We start from the raw sequence: 24,633 nt of genomic DNA, 5'->3' as shown, positions 1-24,633 counted from the left end.
CGAAGGCGTCCGCCGCGGCCGTCTCGACCGGGCCGTCCGGCCGCTGCCCGACCTCGGTCCGGTCGGGGGCCGGCAGCGCCCTGCGGTCCAGCTTGCCGCTGGGGGTGGCGGGCAGCGCGGCCAGCACCACCACGTCGGCGGGCACGATCCCGGCGGGCAGGTGCCCGGCGACCTCGCGCAGCACCCGCACCGGGTCGACCTCGCCGGTCACGTACCCGACGAGGTGCGTGCCGCCGTGCACGGCCGCCGCCGACGCGGTGACGCCCGCGACCTGCCGCAGCGCGTGCTCCACCTCGCCCAGCTCGACGCGTTGGCCGCGCAGCTTCACCTGGAGGTCGGCCCGGCCCAGGTAGACCAGCTCGCCGCCGTCCCGGCGCACCAGGTCCCCGGTGCGGTAGAGGCGCTGCCCGGCGGCGAACGGGTCGGCGACGAACCGGGCGGCGGTCAGGCCGGGCCGCCGCAGGTAGCCGCGCGCGACCTGGACGCCCGCGAGGTACAGCTCGCCCGTGACACCGGGCGGGACCGGCCGCAGCGCGGCGTCCAGCACGTAGGCGCGGGTGTTCCACACCGGGCGGCCGATCGGCACCGGACGGGTGCCGTCCTCCGCCGAGGTGTCCCACGCGGTGACGTCGACCGTCGCCTCCGTGGGGCCGTACAGGTTGTGCACGACGGCGTCCGGCAGCACCTCGCGGGCGCGGAGCACGAGCCCGGCGGGCAGCTCCTCGCCGCTGCACACCACGCGGCGCAGGCCGAGGCCGGCGACGGCGGGTTCGGCGAGGAAGGCCGCCAACATCGACGGGACGAAGTGCACCGTGTCGACCTGGTGGGACCGCAGGAGTTCCGCCAGGTGGGCCGGGTCGCGGTGGCCGTCCGGCGAGGCGACCACGAGCGTGCCGCCGGTGACGAACGGCAGGAACAGCTCCCAGACCGACACGTCGAACGACGCCGGGGTCTTGAGCGCGACCCGGTCGCCGGGGCCGAACCCGTACTCGTCGGCCATCCACCACAACCGGTTCACCACCGCGCCGTGCGGCACCACCACGCCCTTGGGCAGGCCCGTCGACCCGGACGTGTAGAGCACGTAGGCCGCGCCCGCCGGGTCGAGCGGGCGCGCGTCGAGGTGGCCGGAGGTGTCCGCGCCGGCGAGCCACTGCCCCGTCACGACCAGGACCGGCCGGGCGTCCTCGACCAGGTACCCGATCCGGCCGGCCGGCAGGTCGGGGTCGATCGGCAGGTACGCCCCGCCGCACCGCTGCACGGCGTGCAGCACCGCCACCAGGTCGGCCGACCGGGGCAGCGCCACGCCGACCACGTCCTCCGCGCCGACGCCGGCGGCCCGCAACGCGAACGCCAGCCGGCCCACCCGGTCCTCGAACTCGCGGTAGGTCCACCGCACGTCCCCCGCGACCAGCGCGATCGCGTCCGGGGTGCGCGCGGCCTGCGCGGCGACCAGCTCGGGCACGGTCGTGGCGGGCAGGTCGTGGGCGGTGTCGTTGCCCGCCCGCACGGCCGCGTCGCGTTCGGCGGCGGTGAGCAGGTCGAGCCGGCCGACCGGGGTGGCCGGGGCCTCGACCAGCAGGCGGGCCACCGCGCGCACCCGGTCGGCGAGCCGGCCGGCGTCGCGCCGGGCCCGCAGGGTGAGCCGCCCGCCCGGCGCGACCAGGACGGTCACCGGGTAGTGCGTCTCGTCCCGCTCGACCAGGCCGGTGACCGCGAGCCCGGCCCGGCGTTCCGCCTCGGCCAGCGCCTCGGTGTCGACCGGGTAGCTCTCCACCACCAGCAGGGTGTCGAACAGCTCGCCCGCGCCCGCCCAGCGCTGGACGTCGGCCAAACCCACGTGCTGGTGGTCCAGCAGGCGGTTCTGCTCGGACCGGACGCGGGCCAGCAGGTCGGCGGCGGTCTCCTCGGGGCGCAGCCGGACCCGCACCGGCACGGTGTTGACGAACAGGCCGATCATCCGCTCCGCGCCGGGCAGCTCGCCCGGCCGGCCGTGCACGGTCGCCCCGAACACCACGTCCGAGCGGCCGGTCTCGGCCGCCAGGACCAGCGCCCACAGCACCTGCAGGGCGGTGTTCTCCGTGACGCCGTGCGCGCGGGCCACGTCGGCGAAGCCCGCCGGCAGGTCCACCACGTGCTCGCGCACCGGCCCGTCGCCGCCCAGCGCCGTCGCACCGTCCACATCGGACAGCGCGGCGCGCCAGACCCGTTCGCCCTCGGCCGGGTCGCGGTCGGCCAGCCACCGCAGGTAGTCGCGGTAGTCGGCGGCCGGCGGCAGCGCGCCCGGGTCGCCGCCCGCGCCGTACAGCTCGAACAGCTCCCGGCCGAACAGCGGGCCGGACCAGCCGTCCATCAGGATGTGGTGGTGGGTGAGCAGGAGCCGGTGCGAACCGTCGGCCACCCGCACGGCGGTGGCCCGCAGCAGCGGCGGCGCGGCGAGGTCGAAGCCCTCCGCGCGGTCCTGCTCGACCAGGCGCGCGAACGCGTCCTCGGTCAGTTCCAGCTCGCGCCACGGCAGCACGGCGGTGTCCGGCACGAACTGCACCGGCCGGGTGTCCGCGCCGTCCCGGAACCCGGCGCGCAGGTTCGGGTGCCGGTGCAGCAGGGCCTGCAGGCAGCGGCGCAGCAGGGCCGCGTCGAGGTCGCCGGCGAGGGTGAACACCTGCTGCACCAGGTAGCCGCGCGGGTCGAGGCCGTGCAGGTACAGCAGACCTTCCTGGAGCGGGGCCAGCGGCCACCGCGCGCCGTCCGGGTCGGCCGCGCGCACGGCCGGGGCCGGTGCGGCGGGCGTCAGCACGGCGGCGAGTTCGGCGACGGTCTGGTGCTCGAACACCTGGCGGGCGCTCGCCCGCCAGCCGGCCGCGCGCAGCCGGGACACGACCTGGATGGAGGAGATGCTGTCACCGCCGAGCGCGAAGAACCCGGCGTCCGCGTCGATCCCGTCGAGGCCGAGCACCCCGCCGAACACCTCGGCGACGGCCCGTTCGGCGGCGGTCCGCGGCGCGCGGCCGGGCGTGCCGGGCGCGGCCCACGGCGCGGCGGCCAGCGCGCGGCGGTCGAGCTTGCCGCTGTTGTCCACCGGCAGGGCGGTCAGCGCCACCACCGCCGAGGGCACCAGGTAGTCCGGCAGCACCGCGCCCAGCCGGCGGCGCAGCGCACCGCCGTCGACGGTCCGGCCCTCCGCCGCGACGACGTACCCGACCAGCCGCAGCGGCCCGTCGTCCGCGCGGGCCACCACGGCGGCCAGCGCCACCTCCGGGAACGCGGTGAGCGCGGCCTCCACCTCGGCGGGCTCCACCCGGAAGCCCCGGATCTGCACCTGCGCGTCCACCCGGCCCAGGAACTCCAGCCCGTCGGCGGTCCGGCGGACCCGGTCGCCGGTCCGGTACAGCCGCCCGCCGCCGAACGGGTCCGCCACGAACCGCTCGGCGGTGGCGGCGGGCGCGTCCCAGTAGCCCAGCGCCAGGGTGTGGCCGCCGACGTACAGCTCGCCGGGCACCCCGACCGGGCACGGCCGCAGCCGGTCGTCCAGCACGTGCAGCGTCCGGCCGGTGTCCGGGCCGCCGATCAGCACCCGGCCGTCGAACACCGGCGGGACCCGCCACAGCGACGCGTTGACCGTGGTCTCGGTGGGGCCGTACGCGTTGACCAGCAGCCGGCCCGGCGACCAGCGGGCGACCAGGTCGGCGGGCACCCGGTCGGAGCCGACCACCACCGAGGTGCCGGCGGGCAGGCTCCCGGCGGGCAGCGACTCCAGCGCGGCGGGCGGCAGGTCGACGTGCGTCAGGTCGTGCGCGCGGGCGAACGCGGCCAGCGGCGCGCCGAGCCGTTCGCCCTCGCCCGGCACGTGCAGCGTGCCGCCGGAGAACACGGACATCGCCAGCTCTTCCAGGTAGACGTCGAACGCGGGCGAGGTGAACTGGAGCACCCGCGCGCCCGGACCCGCGCCGTAGACCCGCACGGCGGTGTCCACGAGCGCCTCCACGCCCGCGTCGGACACCAGCACGCCCTTGGGTTTCCCGGTCGAGCCCGAGGTGTGGATCAGGTACGCGGCCACCGGCCCGTCCGCCGGGTCGTCCAGGCCCGCCACGCCCCGCGCGGTCACCTCGGCGCACGGGCGGGTGGCGGCGACGATCTCCGCCCGCCGGACGGCGGGCGCGGCGGGCGAGAGCGGCAGGTAGGTCGCGCCCGTGGCGGCCACCGCGAGGAACGCGGTCACCGCGTCCGCGCCCCGTGCCAGGCTCACCAGCACGCTCCGGCCGGGTGCCGCGCCGTGCTCGCGCAATCGGCCGGCGAGGACGTCCACGGCGGCCGAGAGTTCCTGGTAGGTGAGGGATCGAGGCCCGTCGACCACCGCGAGCGCGGCCGGGTCGCGGGCCAGCGCCGCCGCGAACAGCCCGGAAATGCCGCGCCGGCCCGATTCCGGCGCCCCGGTGGCGGCCGGGGCGGGCTCCTCGGTGACCATCAGGTCCACCGCGTCGACCGGGAGGTCCGGGTTCGCGGCCAGTTCGGTGAGCACGAGCACCAGCCACCGGGCGAGTCGTTCGGCGGTCTGCGGGGTGAACAGGTCGGTGCGGTGCACGACCGCGCCGTGCAGCGCGTCGCCCACCTCGGCGAACTCGAAGTCGAGGTCGAACTTGGCGACCGGCAGGTGCGCGCGGTGCGGCCGCACGGTCAGGCCGCCGAACGGCTCGGGCGCGAGGTCCACGTGCTGGTAGGCGATCCCGACCTGGAACAGCGGGTGGTGCGCGCGGGAGCGGTGCGGCCGGACCCGGTCCACCACGCGGTCGAACGGCACGTCCTGGTGCGCGAACGCGGCCAGGTCGGCGGCCCGCACCCGCTCCGCCAGGGCGCGGAACGTCGGCCGGCCGGCGAGGTCTGCGCGCAGCACGACGGTGTTGGCGAAGAACCCGACGACCTCGTCCAGCACCGGGTCGACGCGGCCGGTGACCTGCGTGCCCAGCGGGATGTCGGGGCCCGCGCCCAGCCGGTGCAGCAGCGCCGCGACGGCGACCTGGGCGAGCATGAACCGGGTGACGCCGAGCCCGGCGGCCAGGTCCCGCAGCCGGGCCACGACGTGTGGCGGCACCTCGAAGCCGACCGTGCCGCCGGCCCCGCCCGCGACCGGCGGCCGAGGCCGGTCGGCGGGCAGCTCCAGCAGCTCGGGCAGGCCCGCCAGGTGCCGCGCCCAGTAGTCGTCGGCGACCGGGTTCTCCTCCTGCCACAGCGCGAAGTCCGCGTACTGCACGGGCAGCGCCGGCAGGTCCGGTTCCGCACCGCGCGACCGGGCGTCGTAGGCGGTGAACAGGTCGCGGCGCAGCGGTCCCGCCGACCACTCGTCGCCCGCGATGTGGTGCAGCAGCAGGAGGAGTACGTGGTCGTCCTCGGAGAGGCGGAACACCGTGGCGCGCAGCGGGGGTTCGTCCTCCAGCGCGAACAGGTGCCCGCACGCGGCCGTGACGGCGGCGTCCAGCGCCTGCCCCTCGACGTCCACCACCGGGCAGTCGACCGCTGACGGCGGCCCGACGTGCTGGTGCGGCACGCCGTCGTGCTCGGGGAACGTGGTGCGCAGGACCTCGTGGCGGGCGGTCACGTCGGCGAGCGCCGCGCGCAGGGTGGCCGGGTCGAGCGGCCCGCGCACCCGCCACACCAGCGGCAGGTTGTAGGTGGCGTTCGGCCCGTCCAGGCGGTGCAGGAACCACAACTGGCGCTGCGCGGCGGACAGCGGCACGAACTCCGGCCGCGGGCGCGGCGCGGGCGCGGGCCGGGGCGGCGGGGCGTCCGCCGCGACGACGGCGAGCGCCGCCGGGGTCGGGTGGTCGAAGACCTCGCGCGGCGAGAGGTCCGCGCCCAGGGCCGTGCGCAGCGCGTTGACCAGTTTGACCACCAGCAGCGAATGCCCGCCCAGCGCGAAGAAGTCGTCGTCGGCGAAGACCTCCGGCAGGCCCAGGGTGGTCGCGAACAGCTCCGCCACCAGGTGCTCCACGCCCGCGCGCGGCACCCGGCCGGCGGCGGCCCGGCCCGGTGCGGGCAGCGCGGACCGGTCGAGCTTGCCGTTGGGCGTCGACGGGAGTCCGTCCAGCGCGACCAGCGCGGAGGGCACCAGGTGCGCGGGCAGCACGGCGGCGACGGCCCGCCGGACGGCGGCCACGTCCACGCCGGCGGGCGCGAGGTAGCCGATCAGCGCGTCGTCGCGGGCGATCACGGCGGCGGCGTCGACCCCCGGCACGGCGAGCAGGGCGTGCTCCACCTCGCCCGGCTCGACCCGCACGCCGCGCACCTTGACCTGCTGGTCGGTGCGGCCCAGGTAGGTGAGCGCGCCGTCGTCCCACCGGGCGAGGTCGCCGGTGCGGTACAGCCGCGCGCCGGGCGGGCCGGCCGGGTCGGCCACGAACCGGGCCGAGGTCAGGCCGGGCCGGCGCAGGTAGCCGTCCGCGAGCTGGCCGCCGGACAGGTACAGCTCCCCCGGTTCGCCGGGGGCGACCGGGCGCAGCGCGGCGTCGAGCACGTGCGCGCGGGTGTTCCACACCGGGCGGCCGATCGGCACCGCGCGGGTCCCGTCCTCGCCGGAGGTGTCCCACCAGGTCACGTCGACCGCGGCCTCGGTCGGGCCGTAGAGGTTCCACAGCCGGGCGGTGGGCAGCACCTCGCGCAGCCGGGTGACGTGCCCGGCGGGCAGCGCCTCGCCGCTGCACAGCACGGTGCGCAGGGTCCGGGCCCGGCCGGCGGTCGGCTCGGCGAGGAACGCACCGAGCACGGACGGCACGAAGTGCAGCACCGTCACCGCCTCCCGCTCGACCAGGGCGGCCAGCGCGGCGGGGTCGCGGTGGTCGTCCGGCTCGGCCACCACGAGCGGCAGACCGGTGTAGGCGGGCCAGAACAGCTCCGGCACGGACACGTCGAACGAGATCGGGGTCTTGAGCGCGAACCGGTCGTCGGCGGCCGGGTCGAGGGTGTCGCGGAACCACCGCAGCCGGTTGGCGATCGCGCCGTGCGACACGACGACGCCCTTGGGCGTGCCGGTCGAACCGGAGGTGTAGATCACGTAGGCGGGGTGGCCGGGCCCGACGTCCACCGGTCCGGGCAGCGCGGGAGCGTCGGCGGCGAGCAGTTCGGCCAGCACCTCCCCGGTGACCACCAGGGCGGGCCGGGCGTCCTCGATCACCAGGGCGACGCGGGCCGCCGGGTAGTCCGGGTCGACCGGCAGGTAGGCCGCGCCCGCCCGGTGCACCGCGTACAGCACGGCGACCAGCCACGCCGAGCGCGGCAGCGCGACCGCGACCAGGTCGCCGGGCACGACCCCGCGAGCGACCAGCGCACCGGCCAGGCGGGCGATGCGCCCGGCCAGGTCGGCGAACGTCCACCGCTCGCCGGCTGCGAGCACGGCCGGCGCGTCCGGGGTGCGCCGGGCCTGCTCGGCGAACAGCGCGGGCAGGGTCGCGGCGGGCACCTCGCGGGCGGTGTCGTTGCGGCCGAGCGCCGGGTCCTCGGCGGGGGCCAGCGGCAGCCGGCCCACCGGGAGGTCGCCGGTCAACGCGGCCAGCGCCCGCGCGACGCCGTCCAGCAGGCGTCCGGCGACCGCGCCCGGCACGAGTTCGGGCCGGTGCGCGACGGTCAGCTCCAGGCGCGGGCCGGGCGCGACGACCAGGCTCACCGGGTAGTGCACGGCGTCGCGGGTGGTCACCGACCGCACGTCCAGGCCGGCTTCGCGCTGCCCCCGGGCCAGCGCCTCCCGGTCCACCGGGTAGCTCTCGACCACGACGAGCGTGTCGAACAGCTCGCCGCCGGCCAGGCGCTGGATCTCGGCCAGGCCGAGGTGCTGGTGGTCCAGCAGCCGGGCCTGCTCGTCCTGCACCCGGCGCAGCAGCCCCTCGGCGGACTCCGCCGGCCGGAGCCCGACCCGCACCGGGACGGTGTTGATGAACAGGCCGAGCATCTCGTGCGCGCCGCGCAGGTCGGCGGGCCGGCCGTGCACGGTCGAGCCGAACACCACGTCGCTGCGGCCGGTCGCCCGGCCCAGGACCAGCGCCCACGCGGCCTGCACCAGCGTGTTGAGCGTGACGCCGCGCGCGCGGGCGGACGCGACCAGCCGCGCGGTGTCCTCTTCGGACAGTTCCCGGCGCAGCCGCACGCCCGCGCCCGGACTCGCGCCCACGCCGTCCGGCGCGATCAGCGTCGGACCGTCCACATCGGACAGTGCGGCCCGCCACGCGGTCGCGGCGGCCCCGGTGTCCCGGGCCCGCAGCCACGCCAGGAACTCCCGGTACGGGCGCACGCGCGGCAGCCCCGAGGTCTCGCCCCGGCTGCCGTAGAGCGCGAACAGGTCGCGGCCCAGCAGCGGGCCCGACCAGCCGTCCATCAGCAGGTGGTGGTGCGTCACCAGCAGGTGGTGCACGTCGTCGCCGACGTGCACCAGGGCGAACCGGATCAGCGGCGGCGTGGCCAGGTCGAACCGGGTGCGCCGGTCCTCGTCGGCGATCCGGTCCGCGTCCGCCGCGTCGACCGCGTCGACCTCGGTGAACGGCACCTCGACGTGCCGCAGCACGAGCTGCACGGGCCGTTCCAGGCCCTCCGAGGTGACGCCGACGCGCAGGTTGGCGTGCCGGTCCAGCAGCGCCTGCGCGGCGGCCCGCAACGCCACCGCGTCCACCCGTCCGGCCAGTTCGAAGCGCAACTGGACGGTGTAGACGTCCGGTGCCGCGCGGTCGAACGAGGACAGGTAGTACATGCCCTCCTGCAACGGCGTGAGCGGGAGGACGTCCTCCAGCCCGGTGCGAGTCATGCCCTGCCCCATTTCGCTTCCAGCGCATCGATCTGTTGTTGGCTCAACGACACGAGGTCGAGGTCGGACGGCGTGTGGCCGCCCGCGCCCGGACCGGCGGCGTGCTCGGTGACGGCGTCCAGCGCGTCCAGCCACGCGTCGGCCAGCGCCGCCACGTCCCGCTCGGCGACCGCGCCCGGCGCGTAGGTCCAGTCCGCCGTCAGCACCGGTTCACCGTCCCGGTCGCCGACCGCGACGGTGATCTCCACCGGGTGCGCCATCGGCAGGTCCGGTTCGGTCGCCCCGTCCACGCCCACCCACTCCGCGGCGGGCCGCCACGGGCCCTCCCCGGCGGTGAACCGGCCCAGGTAGTTGAACGCGAGCGCGGGCGTGCCGAGCGCGGCCAGTTCCGGCCCGGCGGCGGGGTCGAGGTAGCGCAGCACCCCGTACCCGATGCCCTGCTCGCCAGGTGTGGCGCGGATCTGCTCCTTGACGGCCTTGACCGCGCGCCCCACCGCGTCGCCGCCGCGCAGCGCCTCGGCCACGTCCACGCCCGCCAGCCGCAGCCGCACCGGGTAGGCGCTGGTGAACCAGCCGACCGTGGTGGACAGGTCCGCGCCGGGCACCAGGTCGGTACGGCCGTGCCCCTCGACCTGGACGAGCAGGTCGCGCGGTCCGCGCCGGGCCACCGCCAGGGCGAGCGCGGCGAGCAGCACGTCCTGGGTGTTCGCGCCGAACGCGGTGGGCACGTCGGCCAGCAGCGGCGCGGTGTCGGCCGGCGAGAGCACCCGGCGCAGCCGGCGGGCCGCGCCGACCAGGTCCCGCGCCGGGTCGAGCCCGCCGACGCCCGGCAGCGCCGCCGGCCGGTCCAGCACGGCCCGCCAGTGCGGCAGCTCGGCGGCGAACTCACCGGCGTCGCCGGCTCGCGCGAGCCGCAGCGCCCACGCCCGGAACGGCAGCCCGCCCGCGCGTCCGACGCCCGCCAGCTCGTCGGAGATCACCCGCCAGCTGACCCCGTCGACCACCAGGTGGTGGGCCACGACCAGCAGCCGCCGGCTGTCCTCGTGCCAGGCGAACCGGAGCTGGACGCCGGCGTCCGGGTCGAGCGCGGCGGCCACCGCCGCCACGTCCACCGGCCACGTCCCGACGACCTCCACCAGGTCCTCGGCGGCCACCGAGCCCGGCGGCGGCACCCGCAGCACCCACGGCCCGGTCCGGTCCAGCCGGGCGCGCAGCAGGTCGTGCCGGTCCAGCAGGCCGCGCACGGCGGCGACCAGCCCGTCCCGGGTCAGCTCCGGCGGGGTGACGAGCACCTGCGCCTGGCTGAACCGGTCGATCGGGCCGCCCAGCGCGCGCAGCCACCGCATCACCGGGGTGGTCGGCACGTCGCCGACCGCGTCCACCACGTCGACCGGGGCGACCGCCGGCGCGCGGGACGCGACCAGCGCGGCGAGCCCGGCCACGGTCTTGCGCTCGAAGATGTCGCGCGGCGCGAGGTCGAGGCCCGCCGCACGGGCCCGGCCGGCGACCTGGATGGCCTGGATGCTGTCCCCGCCCAGCGCGAAGTAGTCGTCGTCGAGCCCCACCCCGGGCACGCCCAGCGCGTCGGCGACGATCGCGGCCAGCGCCCGTTCGCCGTCGGTCGCCCCGGTCAGGTCGCCGGACGCGGCCGCGGCGGGCGGCGCGGGCAGGTTGCGGCGGTCGACCTTGCCCTGCGCGGTCAGCGGCAACGCGTCGAGCACCACGAACACCGCCGGGACCATGTGGTCGGGCAACGTCCGGGAGGCCGCCGCGCGCAGCGCCTCCACCTCCGGCGGGCCGTCCCGGCCGACCACGTAGGCGACCAGCCGGTTGCCGCCCCGCCCGTCCGGCGCGGCGACCACGGTCACCGCGGCCACGTCCGGGTGCGCCGCCACGACGGACTCCACCTCGCCGGGCTCGATCCGGAACCCGCGCACCTTCACCTGGTGGTCGGCGCGGCCGACGTAGACCAGCGCGCCGTCCGGGCGGCGGCGGGCCAGGTCGCCGGTCCGGTAGAGCCGCCCGCCGGGCGGCCCGAACGGGTCGGCCACGAACCGGGACGCGGTCAGGCCGGGCAGCCCGAGGTAGCCCCGGGCCAGACCGCTGCCGGCCGCGTACAGCTCGCCGACCGCGCCCGGCGGCACCGGGCGCAGGCGGTGGTCGAGGAGGTGCACCGCCGTGTTGTGCACCGGCCCGCCGATCGGCACGGCGGTCAGGCCCGGTTCGGCGGCGCACTCCCACAGCGTGATGTCCACGGTGGTCTCGGTCGGCCCGTAGGAGTTGAACATCCGCCGCACCGGGGCCCACCGGGCGACCAGGGCGGGGGTGCACGCCTCGCCCGCGGCGATCACCACGAGGTCCTCGGGCGTCTGCTCCGGGCCGATCGACGCGAGCGCGGCGGGCGGCAACGTGACGTGGGTGATCCGCTGCTCCCGCAGGAACTCCGCGAGCGGGTCGCCCGCGCGCCGGTCGTCCGGGACGATCACCAGCGCCGCCCCGGTCAGCACGCCCATGCACAGCTCCCACACCGAGGTGTCGAAGCTGATCGACGCGAACTGGGCGACCCGGCTGCCCGGACCCACCCCGAACGCGGTCACCAGCGTGTGCACCAGGCTCGGCACGCCCCGGTGGGTGAGCAGCGTGCCCTTGGGACGCCCGGTCGAGCCGGAGGTGTGGATCACGTACGCGCCGCCGGCGGTCGACCCGGGCGGGCGCGGCTCGGCGCCCCTCGGGCCGGGTTCGGCGTCGGTGAGGGTGAGCACCGGGCGCGCGGTGTCGAGCATCGCCGCGATCCGCTCGGCCGGGTAGTCCGGGTCGACCGGCAGGTAGACCCCGCCCGCCCGCTGCACCGCGAGCAGCGCCACGACCAGGTCGGCCGAGCGCGGCATGGCCACCGCGACGACGTCCTCCGGCCCGACGCCCCGGGCCGCCAGGTCGCGGGCCAGCGCGGCGGAGCGCCGGTCGAGTTCGGCGTAGCCGAGCACGGTGTCCCCGTCCACCACGGCCGGCTCGTCCGGGTGCGCCCGCGCGACCCGGTCGAACAGCCCGGCGATGGTCAGGTCCGGCACCGGGTGGGCGGTGTCGACGGCCGACAGGGCGCGCCGCTCGGCCGGGGAGAGCACGTCCACGCCGCCGGCGGTCACGCCCGGCTGCCCGACCAGCGCGCGGCAGACCCGCTCGAACCGCTCGCCGAGCGCCGCGACGGTGCCGGCGTCGAGCAGGTCGGCCGCGTACTTCCAGGTGATCCGCAGTTCCTCGCCCGGCTCGACCACCAGCGCCAGCGGGTAGTGCGTGTCGTCGGAGGCGGACACCGCGCGCAGGTCGAGGTCCCCGGCGGCGGCCCGCACGGCGGCTCCGTCGAGCGGGTAGTTCTGCACCACGACCAGCGTGTCGAACAGCTCGCCCAGGCCGGTGCCGCGCTGGATCTCGGCCAGGCCGACGTGCTGGTGCTCCAGCAGGTCCGCGCGGGCGGCCCGCAGCCGGACCGCCACCTCGCCCAGCGGTTCGTCGTGGCCCGGGGTCACCCGGACCGGGACGGTGTTGGCGAACATGCCGACGATGCCGTCCGCGCCGTCCAGGTCGGCGGGCCGACCGGACACCACGGACCCGAACACGACGTCCTCGCGGCCGGTGAGCCTGCCCAGCAGCACGCCCCACACGGCGTGCACCGCGTTGGTGAGGGTCACGCCTCGGTCGTGCAGCCACCGGGTCAGCGCGGCGGTCAGCGGCGCGGGCAGCGAACTCACGTGCCGCGCGGCGATCCGCCCGCCGCCCGGCGCGCCCGGTGCCAGCAGGGTGGGTTCGGCGACCCCGTCGAGCGCCGCGCGCCACGCCCGGTCGGCCGCCGCGCGGTCCCGGCCGGCCAGCCACACCAGGTGGTCGCGGAACGGGCGCGACTCCCGGGCCGGCGGGCCGGCGCGGTGGTAGGCGCCGAGCAGGTCGCCGACCACGAGCGGGCCGGACCACCCGTCGTAGAGCAGGTGGTGCGCGGTGACCAGGAGCGTGTCGCCCCCGTGCCGCCCGGGTCCGGGGTGCACGAGGGTGAGCCGCAGCAGCGGCGGGTCGGCCGGGTCGAACCGGTCGGCGAGGTCGGCGGCGGCCACCGCGTCGACGTCGTCGGTGGTGCGCTCGGCCCAGCGGGGTTCGAGCGCGTGCGGCACGAACGCCACCGGCGCGCCGGCCGCCGTGTGCCGGAAACCCGACCGCAGCACGGGATGGCGGGCGAGCAGCGCGGCGGCGGCCCGGCGCATCCGGTCGCCGGCCACCCGCCCGCCGAACTCCAGCCGCAGCTGCATCAGGTACGGGTCCGGCCCGTCGCCGAACCCGCTCAGGAACAGCAGGCCGTTCTGCAACGGGGTGGCGGGCAGCACGTCCGCCACGTCGCCCAGTCCGTCCACGTCGGACTGCTCCAGGCGGGCGAGCGGGAAGTCCGACGGGGTGCGCAGCGGCCCGGTCACCCGGTCCACCAGCTCGGCCAGCGCGTCGCGCCAGCGGTCGGCGAGCGCCCGCACCCGGTCGGTCGGCAGGAGGTCGGTGGCGTAGGCCCACGACACCCGCACGGTGTCGCCGTCCACCGCAGCGGTCACGTCCAGCGCGCACGCGACCGCCGTGCGCGGGTCCGCGCCGCCGCCCATCGTGCCGACCGGCGTCCAGTCGCCGTCGCCGCCGGTGAACCGGCCCAGGTAGTTGAACCCGATCTCGGCCTCGGGCAGGCCCGGCACCCGGTCGAGGTGGCGCAGCCGGCCGTACTGGAGGCCCGCGAGGTCGCCGCCGGGCAGGCCGCGCACCGCCTCCTTGACCAGCCGCAGCGTGGTCGCCGGGTGCCCGCCCGGTTCGAGCGGCACCGGGTGGCGGGTGGTGAACCAGCCGACCGTGCGCGAGACGTCCAGCCCGAGGTCGACCCGGCCGTGCCCTTCCACCGCGACCAGCGCGGGCTGCCCGATCGCGGTGGCCAGCGCGGCCAGCAGCACGTCCTGGACGGTCCCGTTGACGTGGGCGGCGACCTCGGACAGGCCCGCCCACGGCACCTCGGAGCCGATCCGGGCGGCGGTGGACACCGCGTCCCGGGCCGGGTCGACGGGCCGGCGGGCGAACGCCGGGCGCGGCCGGTCCAGCACCGCCCGCCACGCGTCCACGTCCGCCTCGACCCGCGCGGCGGCGGTGGCGAACCGGGCGAAGCCGACGCTCGGCGCGGCGGGCCGGTCGGCCAGGTCGTCCAGCAGGACGCGCCACGAGACTCCGTCCACCACCAGGTGGTTGGCGACCAGCAGCAGTCGGGCGTCCTGCCGGTGCCACACCGCCCGCAGCATGGTGCCGGCGTGGACGTCCAGTTCGGCGACGGCCCGTTCGCGTTCGCCGGACAGGTCGGCCACGACCCGCACGTCCGGCGGTCCGGCGTGGCCGGGTTCCAGCGTGCCGGCGGCGGTCAGCCGGGCCCCGAGTTCCGGGTGCCGCTCGTAGAGCACCGCGAGCCGGTGGCGCAGGCCGTCCTCGGTGAGGCCCGCCGGGGTCCGCACGGTCAGCCACTGCGCGAACCGGTTCACGTCGCCGCCGCGCTCGGCCAGCCACGCCATGATCGGCGTGCGCGGGATCCCGACGGGCTCCGCCGTAGCCTCGGTGCCGTCGTCCCCGGCCGGGCGCGCGGCGCGGGCCAGCCGCTCGGCCAGCGCGCGCGGCGTGCCCAGTTCGACCACGTCCCGGGCGCGCAGGTCGAGGCCGGCGGCGCGGGCGCGGCCGACCACCCGCAGCGACAGGATGCTGTCGCCGCCCAGCCGGAAGAAGTCGTCCCGCTCCCCCGCCGAGGCCAGGTCGAGCACCTCGGCGAAGATCCCGGCGAGCAGCGCGGCCACCGGGTCGTCCCCGGCGGGCCCACCGGCGGTGGTCGAGGTGTCCGGCGCGGGCAGCGCGGCGCGGTCGAGCTTGCCGCTGGGCGTGCTCGGGAACGCGTCGAGCCGCACGACGGCGACCGGGACCATGTAGTCCGGCAGGTGGTCGCGGCAGTGCGCCAGCACGGCGTCGCGGTCGAACCCGTCGGCCAGCACGTAGCCGACCAGCCCGCCGCCGTGCGCGGCGACGGCGGCCGAGGTGACGCCGGGCGCGCCGGCCAGCACGTGCTCGACCTCGCCCAGCTCGATCCGGAACCCGCGCACCTTGACCTGCTGGTCGACCCGGCCCAGGTAGTCCAGCTCGCCCCCCGGCGTCCACCGGGCCAGGTCGCCGGTCCGGTACAGCCGGTCCCCGCCCGCGCCGAACGGGTCGGCGACGAACCGCTGCGCGGTCAGGCCCGGCCGCCCCAGGTAGCCCAGGGCCAGGCCGCCCGCCAGGTACAGCTCGCCCACCACGCCCGGCGGCACCGGGTTGAGGTGGGCGTCGAGCACGTGGCAGCGGCGGCCCGGCAGCGGCGCGCCGATCAGCACCCGGTCCCGGTCGGCGACCGGCCACGCGGTGGCGTAGACGGTGGCCTCGGTCGGGCCGTAGACGTTGAGCAGCCGGGCGCCGGGCGCGGCGGCCCGGATGCGGGCCGCGAGCGCGGGCGAGAGCGCCTCGCCGGCCAGCGCGAACGCGCCGACGTCCCACCCCCGCGGGACCGCCTCGACCACGCCCGCGACCGCCGAGGGCACCGCGCACACCAGGGTCGGCGGCGCGCCGTCGCGCGGGTCGGCCAGCGCGAGCACGTCGTCCACCACGTCCAGCCGGCCGCCGCAGGACAGCGGCGCGAAGATCTCGAACACCGACACGTCGAAGGTCAGCGGTGTCGCGGCGGTGACCCGGGCCAGCCCCTCGGTGCCGAAGGTGGCGTGGCCCCACGCGAGCAGCTCCACCACGCTGCGGTGCGCGACGACGACCCCCTTCGGGCGGCCGGTGGAGCCCGAGGTGTGGATGACGTAGGCCGGGTCGTCCGGCCGCACCGGCACCTCGGGTCCGTCGTCCACCGGGTCGTCCGGGGTGGTCACCAGGTGGTCGACCCCGGCGACCCCGCCGCCGGCGAACTCTCCGCCTCCGGTGAGGACCAGCACGGGCCGCGCGTCGGCCAGCACCGCCGCCGTGCGCGCGGGCGGGTGGCCCGGGTCGAGCGGCACGTACGCGGCCCCCGCCTTGTGCACCGCGAGCACCGCCGTGATCAGGTGCGCCGTCCGGGGCAGCGCGATCGCCACCAGCGAGCCCGGTCGGACGCCCCGGCGGACCAGCCGGCCGGCCAGCGACCGCGCGGCGGCGTCCAGCTCGGCGTAGGTCAGGGCGGTGTCGCGGTCGGTGACCGCGATCGCGTCGGGGGTGCGGCGGACCTGCGCGCGCAACGCGTCGGCGAGCGTCGGCCACGGCGCGGCGACCGGTTCGGGGCGCGGCACGTCGACGTCGTCGCCGATGCCCAGCGCGCCGACCGGGGTGTCCGGCGCGAGCGCGACCCGGAGCAGCAGCCCGGCGAACCGGTCCAGCAGGTCGCGGGCGCGGTCCGCGCCGAAGTCCGGGTGGAACTTGACGCCCAGGTGCAGGCGCTCGCCCGGCGCGACCACGGCGGTGACCGGGTAGTGGGTGGCGTCGACCGGCGGGCCGCCGGTGACGGTGACGCCGGGGCCCGCGTCCCAGCCGTCGTCGGCCGGGTAGTTCTCCACCACCAGCAACGTGTCGAACAGCTCGGCCAACCCGGTGTCGCGGCGGACGTCGGCCAGGCCGACGTGGTGGTGGTCCAGCAGCGCGGCCTGCTCGGCCAGCACGCGGCGGAACAGGGCAGCGGCGGTCTCGCCGGGCCGCAGCACGACCCGCACCGGCACGGTGTTGACGAACAGCCCGGCCATGTCGGCGACCCCGTCGAGGTCGGCCGGGCGGCCGGACACGGTGGTGCCGAACAGGACGTCCGTGCGGCCGGTGAGCCGGCCCAGCAGCAGCCCCCACACCGCCTGCGCGACCACGCCCACCGTCACGCCGGCCGCGCGCGCCGCGCGGGCCAGCCGGGCGGTCTGCGCGCGCCCGAGTTCGCGCGCGACCTCGCCGGGCCAGCGGGCGTCGGTGAGGTCGGGGGCGAGCAGGGTCGGCTCGTCCACGCCCGCCAGCGCCGCGCGCCACGCCGCCCGGCCGCCGGCGCGGTCCGCACCGGCCAGCTCGCGCAGGTGGTCGCGGTAGGGCCGGCGCACCGGGAGCCGGTCGCCCCGGTAGTCGGCGAACAGCTCGTGCGCCAGGGACAGCGACGACCAGCCGTCCAGCAGGACGTGGTGGTGGCAGACCAGCAGCCGCCGGCGGCCGTCGTCGCCGCGCAGCAGCGCGAACCGGATCAGCGGCGGGACGGCCAGGTCGAACCGGGCGCGCCGGAACTCCTCGACCGCCTGCCCGGTCAGCTCTCCTTCCTGCCACAGGGGTCGCGGGTCGTGCGCCACGACCTGGACCGGGTCGCCGGCGGCCCGCAGCCGCAGCGACGCGCGCAGCACCGGGTGCCGGCGCACCAGCCGCAGCGCGCACTCCCGCAGCCGGGGCACGTCGACCTCGCCGGTCAGGTCGAACGCGAGCTGCACCGTGTAGACGTCGGTGGCCGCTTCCGCCGCGACGTTCTGGAACAGCAGTCCCGCCTGGAGCGGGGCCAGCGGCAGCACGTCGTCGACCTCGCCCAGCTCGTCCACCTCGGACTGGGTGAGCGTGACGAGCGGGAAGTCCGAGGGGGTGTGCCCGCCCTCGGCGGCGGTCAGCTCGGCGAGCGCGGCCCGCCACGCGTCGACCAGGGCGTCGAGGTCGACCCCGGGCAGCGCGGACCAGCGGGCCTTGAGCACGCCGTCGGCCACGGCGGTGACCACTTCCACGGCGTGCGACGCGGTGAGCCCGTCGTCCGCGCCGCCGGGCAGGAAGCCCAGCCCGGCCACCGGCGCGAAGTCCGCGCCGTCGTCGGGCGCGAGCCGGCCCAGGTGGTTGAACAGGATCGGGCGGGCCGCGCCGGGCACGTCGGGCAGCAGCCCGAAACCGGTGCCGTCGCCGGGTACCGCGCGCAGGGTTTCCTTGACCTGCTTGAGGATCCCGGCCGGGTCGCCGGACAGCCCCACGCGCACCGGGTGCAGGCCGGTGAACCAGCCGACGGCGGTGTCCGCGTCGGGCACCGCGTCCCGGCCGTGGCCTTCCAGGTCGACGCGCAGTTCGGGGTCGCCCCACGCGGCGCGCACGGCCAGGCCCAGCGCGGCCAGCAGCACCTCGCGGGTCCCGGTGTGGAACGCGCGGGGTGCGTCCCCGGTGACCAGCCGGGTCAGGCCGGCGGACAGCTGGACGGTGCGGTGCCGCAGCTCGCCCACGGTCCCGGTGCGGACGGGCGGCCCGTCACCGCCCGCCATGAGCTGCCAGAACCCCCGCTCGTCTTCGTCCGCCGCAAGGGATTCGGCCCACGCGTGCGCCCGGAACCCGGACGGCCGGGCGGACCCGGCCCAGTCGGCGGCGAGGTCGGAGCCGATGACGCCCCACGACACCGCGTCCACGACGAGGTGGTGGGCGACCAGCAGCAGCCGCCCGCCCGCGCCGCCGGACGCCGGCAGGTGCACGGCCCGCAGCACCACGCCGGCCCGGGGGTCGAGCGCGTCGAGTTCGCGGTCCAGCTCGACGCGCGGGTCGGCGTCCGGCCGGGCCACCCGCACCGACGGGCCGGTGCCCGGTGCGTCGACGTGCAGCAGGTCGCCGACCAGCCGGGCGCGCAGGAAGTCGTGCCGGGCCACCAGGCCGGCCACCAGCCGCCCCAGGTCGGCCGACGTCGCGGCGGCGGGCACGCGCAGCAGCGCGGCCTGGCCGAACCGGTCGACCGGACCGCCGCGCGCCAGCAGCCAGCGCTGCATCGGGGTCGGGGCGACCGGTCCGGTGCGCCGGGCCGCGGGCGGCGCGGTCCCCTGCTCCCGCCGGGCGCGTTCGGCGAGCGCGGCGACCGTGCCCGCCTCCAGCACGTCGCGCGGCGTGACCCGCAGCCCGGACCGGCGCAGCGCCGCGACCAGGTGGATGGCCAGGATGCTGTCGCCGCCGCGGGCCAGGAACGCGGAGTCCGCGCCGACCTCGGCCAGGCCGAGCACCTCGGCGAACGCCGCCGCCACGGCCTCCTCGCGGACACCGCGCGGCGCGATCCGCGCGGCCACCTCGGCGGACGGCTCGGGCAGCGCGTCGCGGTCCAGCTTCCCGTTGCGCCCCACCGGGAACGCGGGCAGCGCGACCAGCGCCGACGGCACCATCACGGCGGGCAGCACGGCCGCCAGCCGCAGCAGCGCGGCGGCCGTGTCGGCGGTCTCCGGCACGCAGTAGGCGACCAGCCGGTCACCCCGTCGCACGACCACCGCCCGGTCCACGTCCGGCGCTTCGACCAGCCGCGCCTCGATCTCGCCCGGCTCGATCCGCTGGCCCCGGATCTTCACCTGGTGGTCGACCCGCCCCAGGAACTCCAGCTCGCCGCCACGCCGCCGGCGCACCAGGTCGCCGGTCCGGTAGAGCCGCTGCCCGACCGCGAACGGGTCGGCCACGAACCGCTGCGCGGTCAACCCGGGCCGGTCCCGGTAGCCCCGGGCGAGCTGCGCGCCCGCCAGGTACAGCTCACCGGCCACGCCCGGCGGCACCGGCCGCAGACCGGCGTCCAGCACGTGCAGCCGGGTGTTCCACACCGGCACGCCGATCGGCACCGACCCGCGTCGGTCCTGCCCGGCGGTGTCCCACTCGGTGACGTCGACCGCCGCCTCCGTGGGCCCGTAGAGGTTCTGCGGCGCGACGCCGAAGAACTCCCGCCCGGCCACCGCCAGGTCGGCCGGCAGCGCCTCGCCGCTGCACACCAGCAGCCGCACCGACCCGAGGTCGTGCTCCGGCGCGGCGGCCACGAACGCGGCCAGCATCGACGGCACGAAGTGCAGCGCGGTCACCCGCCGCGCGGCGACCAGCGCGGCCAGTCGGTCGGGCTCCCGGTGGTCGCCGGGCTCGGCCACCACCAGCGTCGCGCCGCTGATCAGCGGCAGGAAGAACTCCCACACCGAGACGTCGAAGGTGGCCGGGGTCTTCTGCAGCACCCGGTCGGCGGGCCCGATCCGGTACCGCTCGCGCATCCACAGCAGCCGGTTGACGATCGCCGCGTGCTCCACCAGCACGCCCTTGGGCCGCCCGGTCGAACCGGAGGTGTAGATCAGGTAGGCCGCGTCGCGCGGCCCCACCCCGGCGGCCGGCGGCTCGCCGACCTCGGCCACGGTCTCCCGGGTCAGCACGGTGGCGGGACGCGCGTCGGCCAGCACGGCGTCGATCCGCTCGGCCGGGTGCTCGGGGTCGACGGGCAGGTACGCGCCGCCCGCGCGGAGCACCGCGACCAGCGCCACCACCAGTTCCACCGAGCGCGGCAGCACGACGGCCACCACCGACCCCGGCCCGACGCCCCGCGCGCGCAGCGCCCCGGCCAGCCGCGCGGTGCGCTCGCCCAGTTCGCGGTAGGTCAGCGTGGTGTCGCGGAAGACGACCGCCTCGGCGTCCGGGTGGGCGGCCAGGGCCTGCTCGATCAACGCGACCAGGGTGGTGTCGGGCACCGGGTGCGCCGTGTCCGGCGCGGTCCGCTCCTCGGGGAGCAGGACGTCCAGCGCCGCCACGGGTTCGTCCGGCCCGGCGAGCGCCGCGCCGAGGAACGCGGTGAACCGGCGGGCGAGAGCGGCCGCCTCCTCGTCGTCGAACAGGTCCCGGGCGAACTCCAGGAACCCGTCCAGCCCGGTGTCGGACTCGGTGGCGTTGAGGGTGAGGTCGAACTTCGCGGTGCCGGTGGTGACCAGGTCGACGTGCGCCCGCAGCCCGGCGAACCCGGTCCGGTCGCCGGTGGTGTTGCGGTAGGCCAGCAGCACCTGGAACAGCGGGTTGCGGTTGCGCGCGCGGGGCGGGTCGACCCGGTCCACGACCTGCTCGAACGGCACCCCGTCGTGCGCCAGGGCGGCCAGGTCGGCCCGCCGGACGCGGCCGAGCAGCTCGCGGAACGTGGGGCGGCCCGCGAACCCGACCCGGGTCACCACGGTGTTGACGAAGAACCCGACGAGCCGCTCCAGGTCCTGGTCGGGCCGGCCCGCGACCGGCACGCCGATCGGCACGTCGGGCCCCGCGCCGCAGCGCGACAGGACGGCCGCGAAAGCCGCGTGCAGCACCATGAACACGCTGGTGCCGGTCTCGGCGGCGAGCGCCCGGACCCGGTCGTGCACCTCGCCCGCGAGGTCGAGCGGCACCACGAGCCCCTCCCCGCTCGGCGTCGCCGGACGGGTGCGGCCGGTCGGCGGCACCAGGTCGTCGGGCAGCCCGGCCAGTTCGCCCGCCCAGAAGTCCAGGTCGTCGCCGAAGGCCAGTTCTCGTTGCCACAGCGCGTAATCGGCGTACTGGACGGGCAGCGGGGCCCAGTCCGGCGCGGTGCCGGCGGCCCGGGCCAGGTAGGCGGTCTCCAGGTCGGCGAGCAGCGGGCGCAGCGACCACTCGTCGGTGGCGATGTGGTGCGTGGTGAGCAGCAGGACGTGCCGGTCGGGCGCGAGCACGAACAGCGTGGCGCGGACCGGCGGTTCCACCGAGGTGTCGAACGGCCGCCGCGCGGCCGCCCGCACCAGGTCGGGGAGTTCGTCGTCGGTGGCGGGCACGACCTCGCGCGGCACGGACGCGTCCGGCAGCACGTGCTGCCACGGCTCGCCGCCGTCGTGCGGGTAGGTGGTGCGCAGGACTTCGTGCCGGGCGGCCACGTCGTCCAGGGCGGCGAGCAGCGCGTCCCGGTCGAGCGCGCCGGTCAGCCGCAGGCCCAGCGGCAGGTTGTAGGTGGCGGACGGGCCGGCCACGGCCTCCAGCAGCCACAGCCGGCGCTGGCCCGCCGACAGCGGCACCCGGTGCGGGCGCGGCGCGGGCGCGACGGCCGGCCGGGGCGGGGCGAGCCCGTCGAGGCGGGCGGCCAGGGCGCGCGGGGTCGGCGCGTCGAAGATCGCCCCGACCGGCGGTTCGACGCCGAGTTCCGCGCCGATCCGGGCGCTGAGCCGCACCGCGCGCAGCGAGTGGCCGCCGAACCGGAAGAAGTCGTCCTGCGGGCCGAACCCGGGCACCCCGAGCACGTCGCCGAACAGCGCGCACAGCCGGGCTTCGCGCGGGTCGCGGACCTCGCCGCCGGAGCCGGTGTGCGTCCGGGCGGCCAGCGCGGCGCGGTCGACCTTGCCGTTCGGCGTGGTCGGCAGCGCGGGCAGCGGCACGAGCAGCGCGGGCACCATGTAGTCGGGCAGCACGCGGGCGAGGTGCCCGCGCGGGTCCACCGGCTCCCCGGTGGGCACGTAGTAGCCGGCCAGCCCCGCGCCGACCGGGACGACCGCGCACGCACCGACCCCGGGCACCCGGCCGAGGGCGGTCTCCACCTCGCCGAGTTCGACCCGGAACCCGCGCACCTTCACCTGGTGGTCGGTGCGGCCCAGGCAGTCCAGCTCCCCCGACGCGGTCCACCGCGCCAGGTCGCCGGTCCGGTACATCCGCGTCCCCGGCGCGCCGAACGGGTCGGCCACGAACCGGGACGCGGTCAGCCCGCCCTGCCCGAGGTAGCCGAGCGTGACGCCCGCCCCGGCCAGGTACAGCTCGCCGACCGCGCCCGGCGGCACCGGCCGCAGCGCGGCGTCGAGCACGTGCGCGGCGGTGTTGTGCAGCGGACGCCCGATCAGCGGCCGGGTGCCGGCGGTGATCCGGTGCGCGGTCGACCAGATCGTGGTCTCGGTGGGGCCGTAGAGGTTGTGCACCTCCGGGCTCGCGGCGGTCAGCGCGCGGGCCAGCGACGCGGGCAGCGCCTCGCCGCCGACCAGCACCCGCACGCCGGCGAGCGCGGCGGCGTCGGTCTCGACCAGGGCGCGCCACAGCGACGGGGTGGCCTGCGCGGCGGTGATCCGCTCGGCGCGGAGCAGACCGGCCAGCCTGGCCGGGTCGCGGACGTCGTCCGCCCCGGCCAGGACGACCGTCGCGCCGTCGAGCAGCGGCAGGAACAGCTCCAGCGCGGCGATGTCGAAGGCGACCGTGGTCACCGCGAGGAACCGGTCGCGCGGCCCGAACGCGAACCGCTCGCGCAGCGACGCCAGCAGGTTCGCCAGGTTGCGCCGGGTCACCACGACGCCCTTGGGGCGACCGGTCGACCCGGAGGTGTGCAGCACGTAGGCGGGCGCGTCGGCCGGGACGTCGACGGCCGGGACCGGCGCGGTCGACGCGGCCAGCTCCGCGAGCAGCGCTGCGTCCAGCACGACGGCGGGCCGCGCGTCGGCGAGCACCTGGGCGACGCGCCCGGCCGGGAAACCCGGGTCGACCGGCACGTACCCGGCCCCGGTCTTCAGCACGGCGACCAGCGCGGCCACCAGGTCGACCGAGCGCGGCAGCACGACGGCGACCAGCGCGCCCGGCCCCGCGCCCAGCGCGGCGAGCCCGGCGGCGATCCGGTCCGACCGCTCGGCCAGGCCCGCGTAGGTGAGGGTGGCGTCCCCGCGCAGCGCGACCGCGTCCGGTGCGCCGGCGGCGATCGCGGCGAGCACGTCGAGCCGGTCGTGGCCGGTCGGCGTGCTCGCGCCGAACCGGGCCACCTCGGCGCGTTCGGCGGCGGTGGCCACGTCGAAGCGCCCGATCGGCCGGGCCGGGTCGTCCAGTTCGCGCAGCAGGGCCACGAACCGCGCGGTGTGCGCCCGCAGCGCGGTGCGGTCGTACGCGGCCGGGTTGGCGTCCACGTCCAGCACCAGACCGGTGTCGGACGGCCCGCCCTGCACGGTGAAGGTCAGGTCGTCCACCGGCCCGGCGGCCAGGTACCGGGTGACGCCGGGCAGCCCGGCGAAGTCCAGCGCGGGGTCGAACGGCTTGAGGTTGACCCACGGTCCGACCAGCCGCCGGCCCGCGCCGAGCAGGCCGAGGTCGCGGCGCAGATCCTCGCCCCGGTAGCGGTGGTGCGGCCGGGTGGCCTTGATCTCCGAGGCGACGGCGGCGGCGAGGTCCGCGACGGTCGCGGCGGGGTCGACCCGCAGCCGCAGCGGCACCACGTTGACCGCGACGGTCGGGATGCGCACGGCGGCCGAGCCCAGCCGGCCCATCACCGGCAGGCCCAGCACGACCTCCGCCGCGCCGGTGGCCCGCCCCAGGTACAGGGCGACCGCGGTGGTGACGGTCTCCGCCCAGCCCAGGCCGGTGCGCGCGCCGAACGCGCGCAACGCCGCCACGGTGTCCGGGCCGGGTTCGACGTGCTCGCGCAGCGAGGTGTGCGCGGCGGGCTTCGGGTCGGCGAGCGACACCACGTCGGGCAGCCCGGCCAGCCGGTCGCGCCAGAACGCGCGGTCGCGCTCGTGCTTCGGCGACGCGAGGTAGGCGTCCTGCTCGGCGAGCAGGCGCTCGACCGGGTGGAACGGGTTGTCCGGCACCGGCTGCCCGGCGACCAGCGCGGTGTAGACCTCGGCGACCCGGCGGGCCACCAGGGCGTAGCCGTAGGCGTCGAGCAGGATGTGGTGGCACAGCCGGAACCACAGGTGCCGGTCCTCGGCCACCCGGTACAGCGCCTGGTGCGCCAGGGGTCCGGTGGCCAGGTCGCGCGGCACGGCGAGTTCGGCGCGCATCGCGGCCAGCGCCGCCGCGTCCGGGTCGGGTTCGCCGGTCAGGTCGACGTGCACCAGGTCCGCCGGGGCGCCGGGGCGCTGCCAGGTGCCGGACTCGTCGTGTCCGAAAAGGACGGTCAGCGCCGGCGCGTCGGCCCCCGTCCGGCGCACCGCCGCGGTGAACGCGGCGACGTCGAGCGGTCCGGAGATCTCGACGTACTCGGCGGTGTTGTAGGCCGGGCTGGTCTCGTCCAGGCGCTGCCCGAACCAGATCCCCTGCTGCGCGGTCGACAGCGGCAGGCGGTCGCCCCCATGCGACACCGGTGACAC

At 77.7% G+C, this 24,633-nt stretch carries 2 protein-coding genes (1 of these 2 only partly in view); both read right to left on the bottom strand.

Annotated elements, in window-relative coordinates; all coding sequences use genetic code 11:
• Positions 1-8,779 carry the 5' portion of a non-ribosomal peptide synthetase gene (locus AC0HI0_RS09450; protein WP_480931910.1) on the bottom strand. The gene continues 4,526 nt to the left of window position 1, outside the view, so only the first 8,779 of its 13,305 coding nucleotides appear in the window; it begins with the start codon at positions 8,777-8,779; its stop codon lies beyond the left edge, outside the window.
• Positions 8,776-24,633: an amino acid adenylation domain-containing protein gene (locus AC0HI0_RS09445; protein WP_480931909.1), complete on the bottom strand. Its 15,858-nt coding sequence runs from the start codon at positions 24,631-24,633 to the stop codon at positions 8,776-8,778. The genes AC0HI0_RS09450 and AC0HI0_RS09445 overlap by 4 nt, the downstream gene beginning before the upstream one ends.

Source organism: Saccharothrix sp. NBAS 001 (assembly GCF_056640475.1).
Note: the sequence above shows the minus strand (reverse complement) of the source record. Positions and strands in the feature narration are given on the sequence as shown.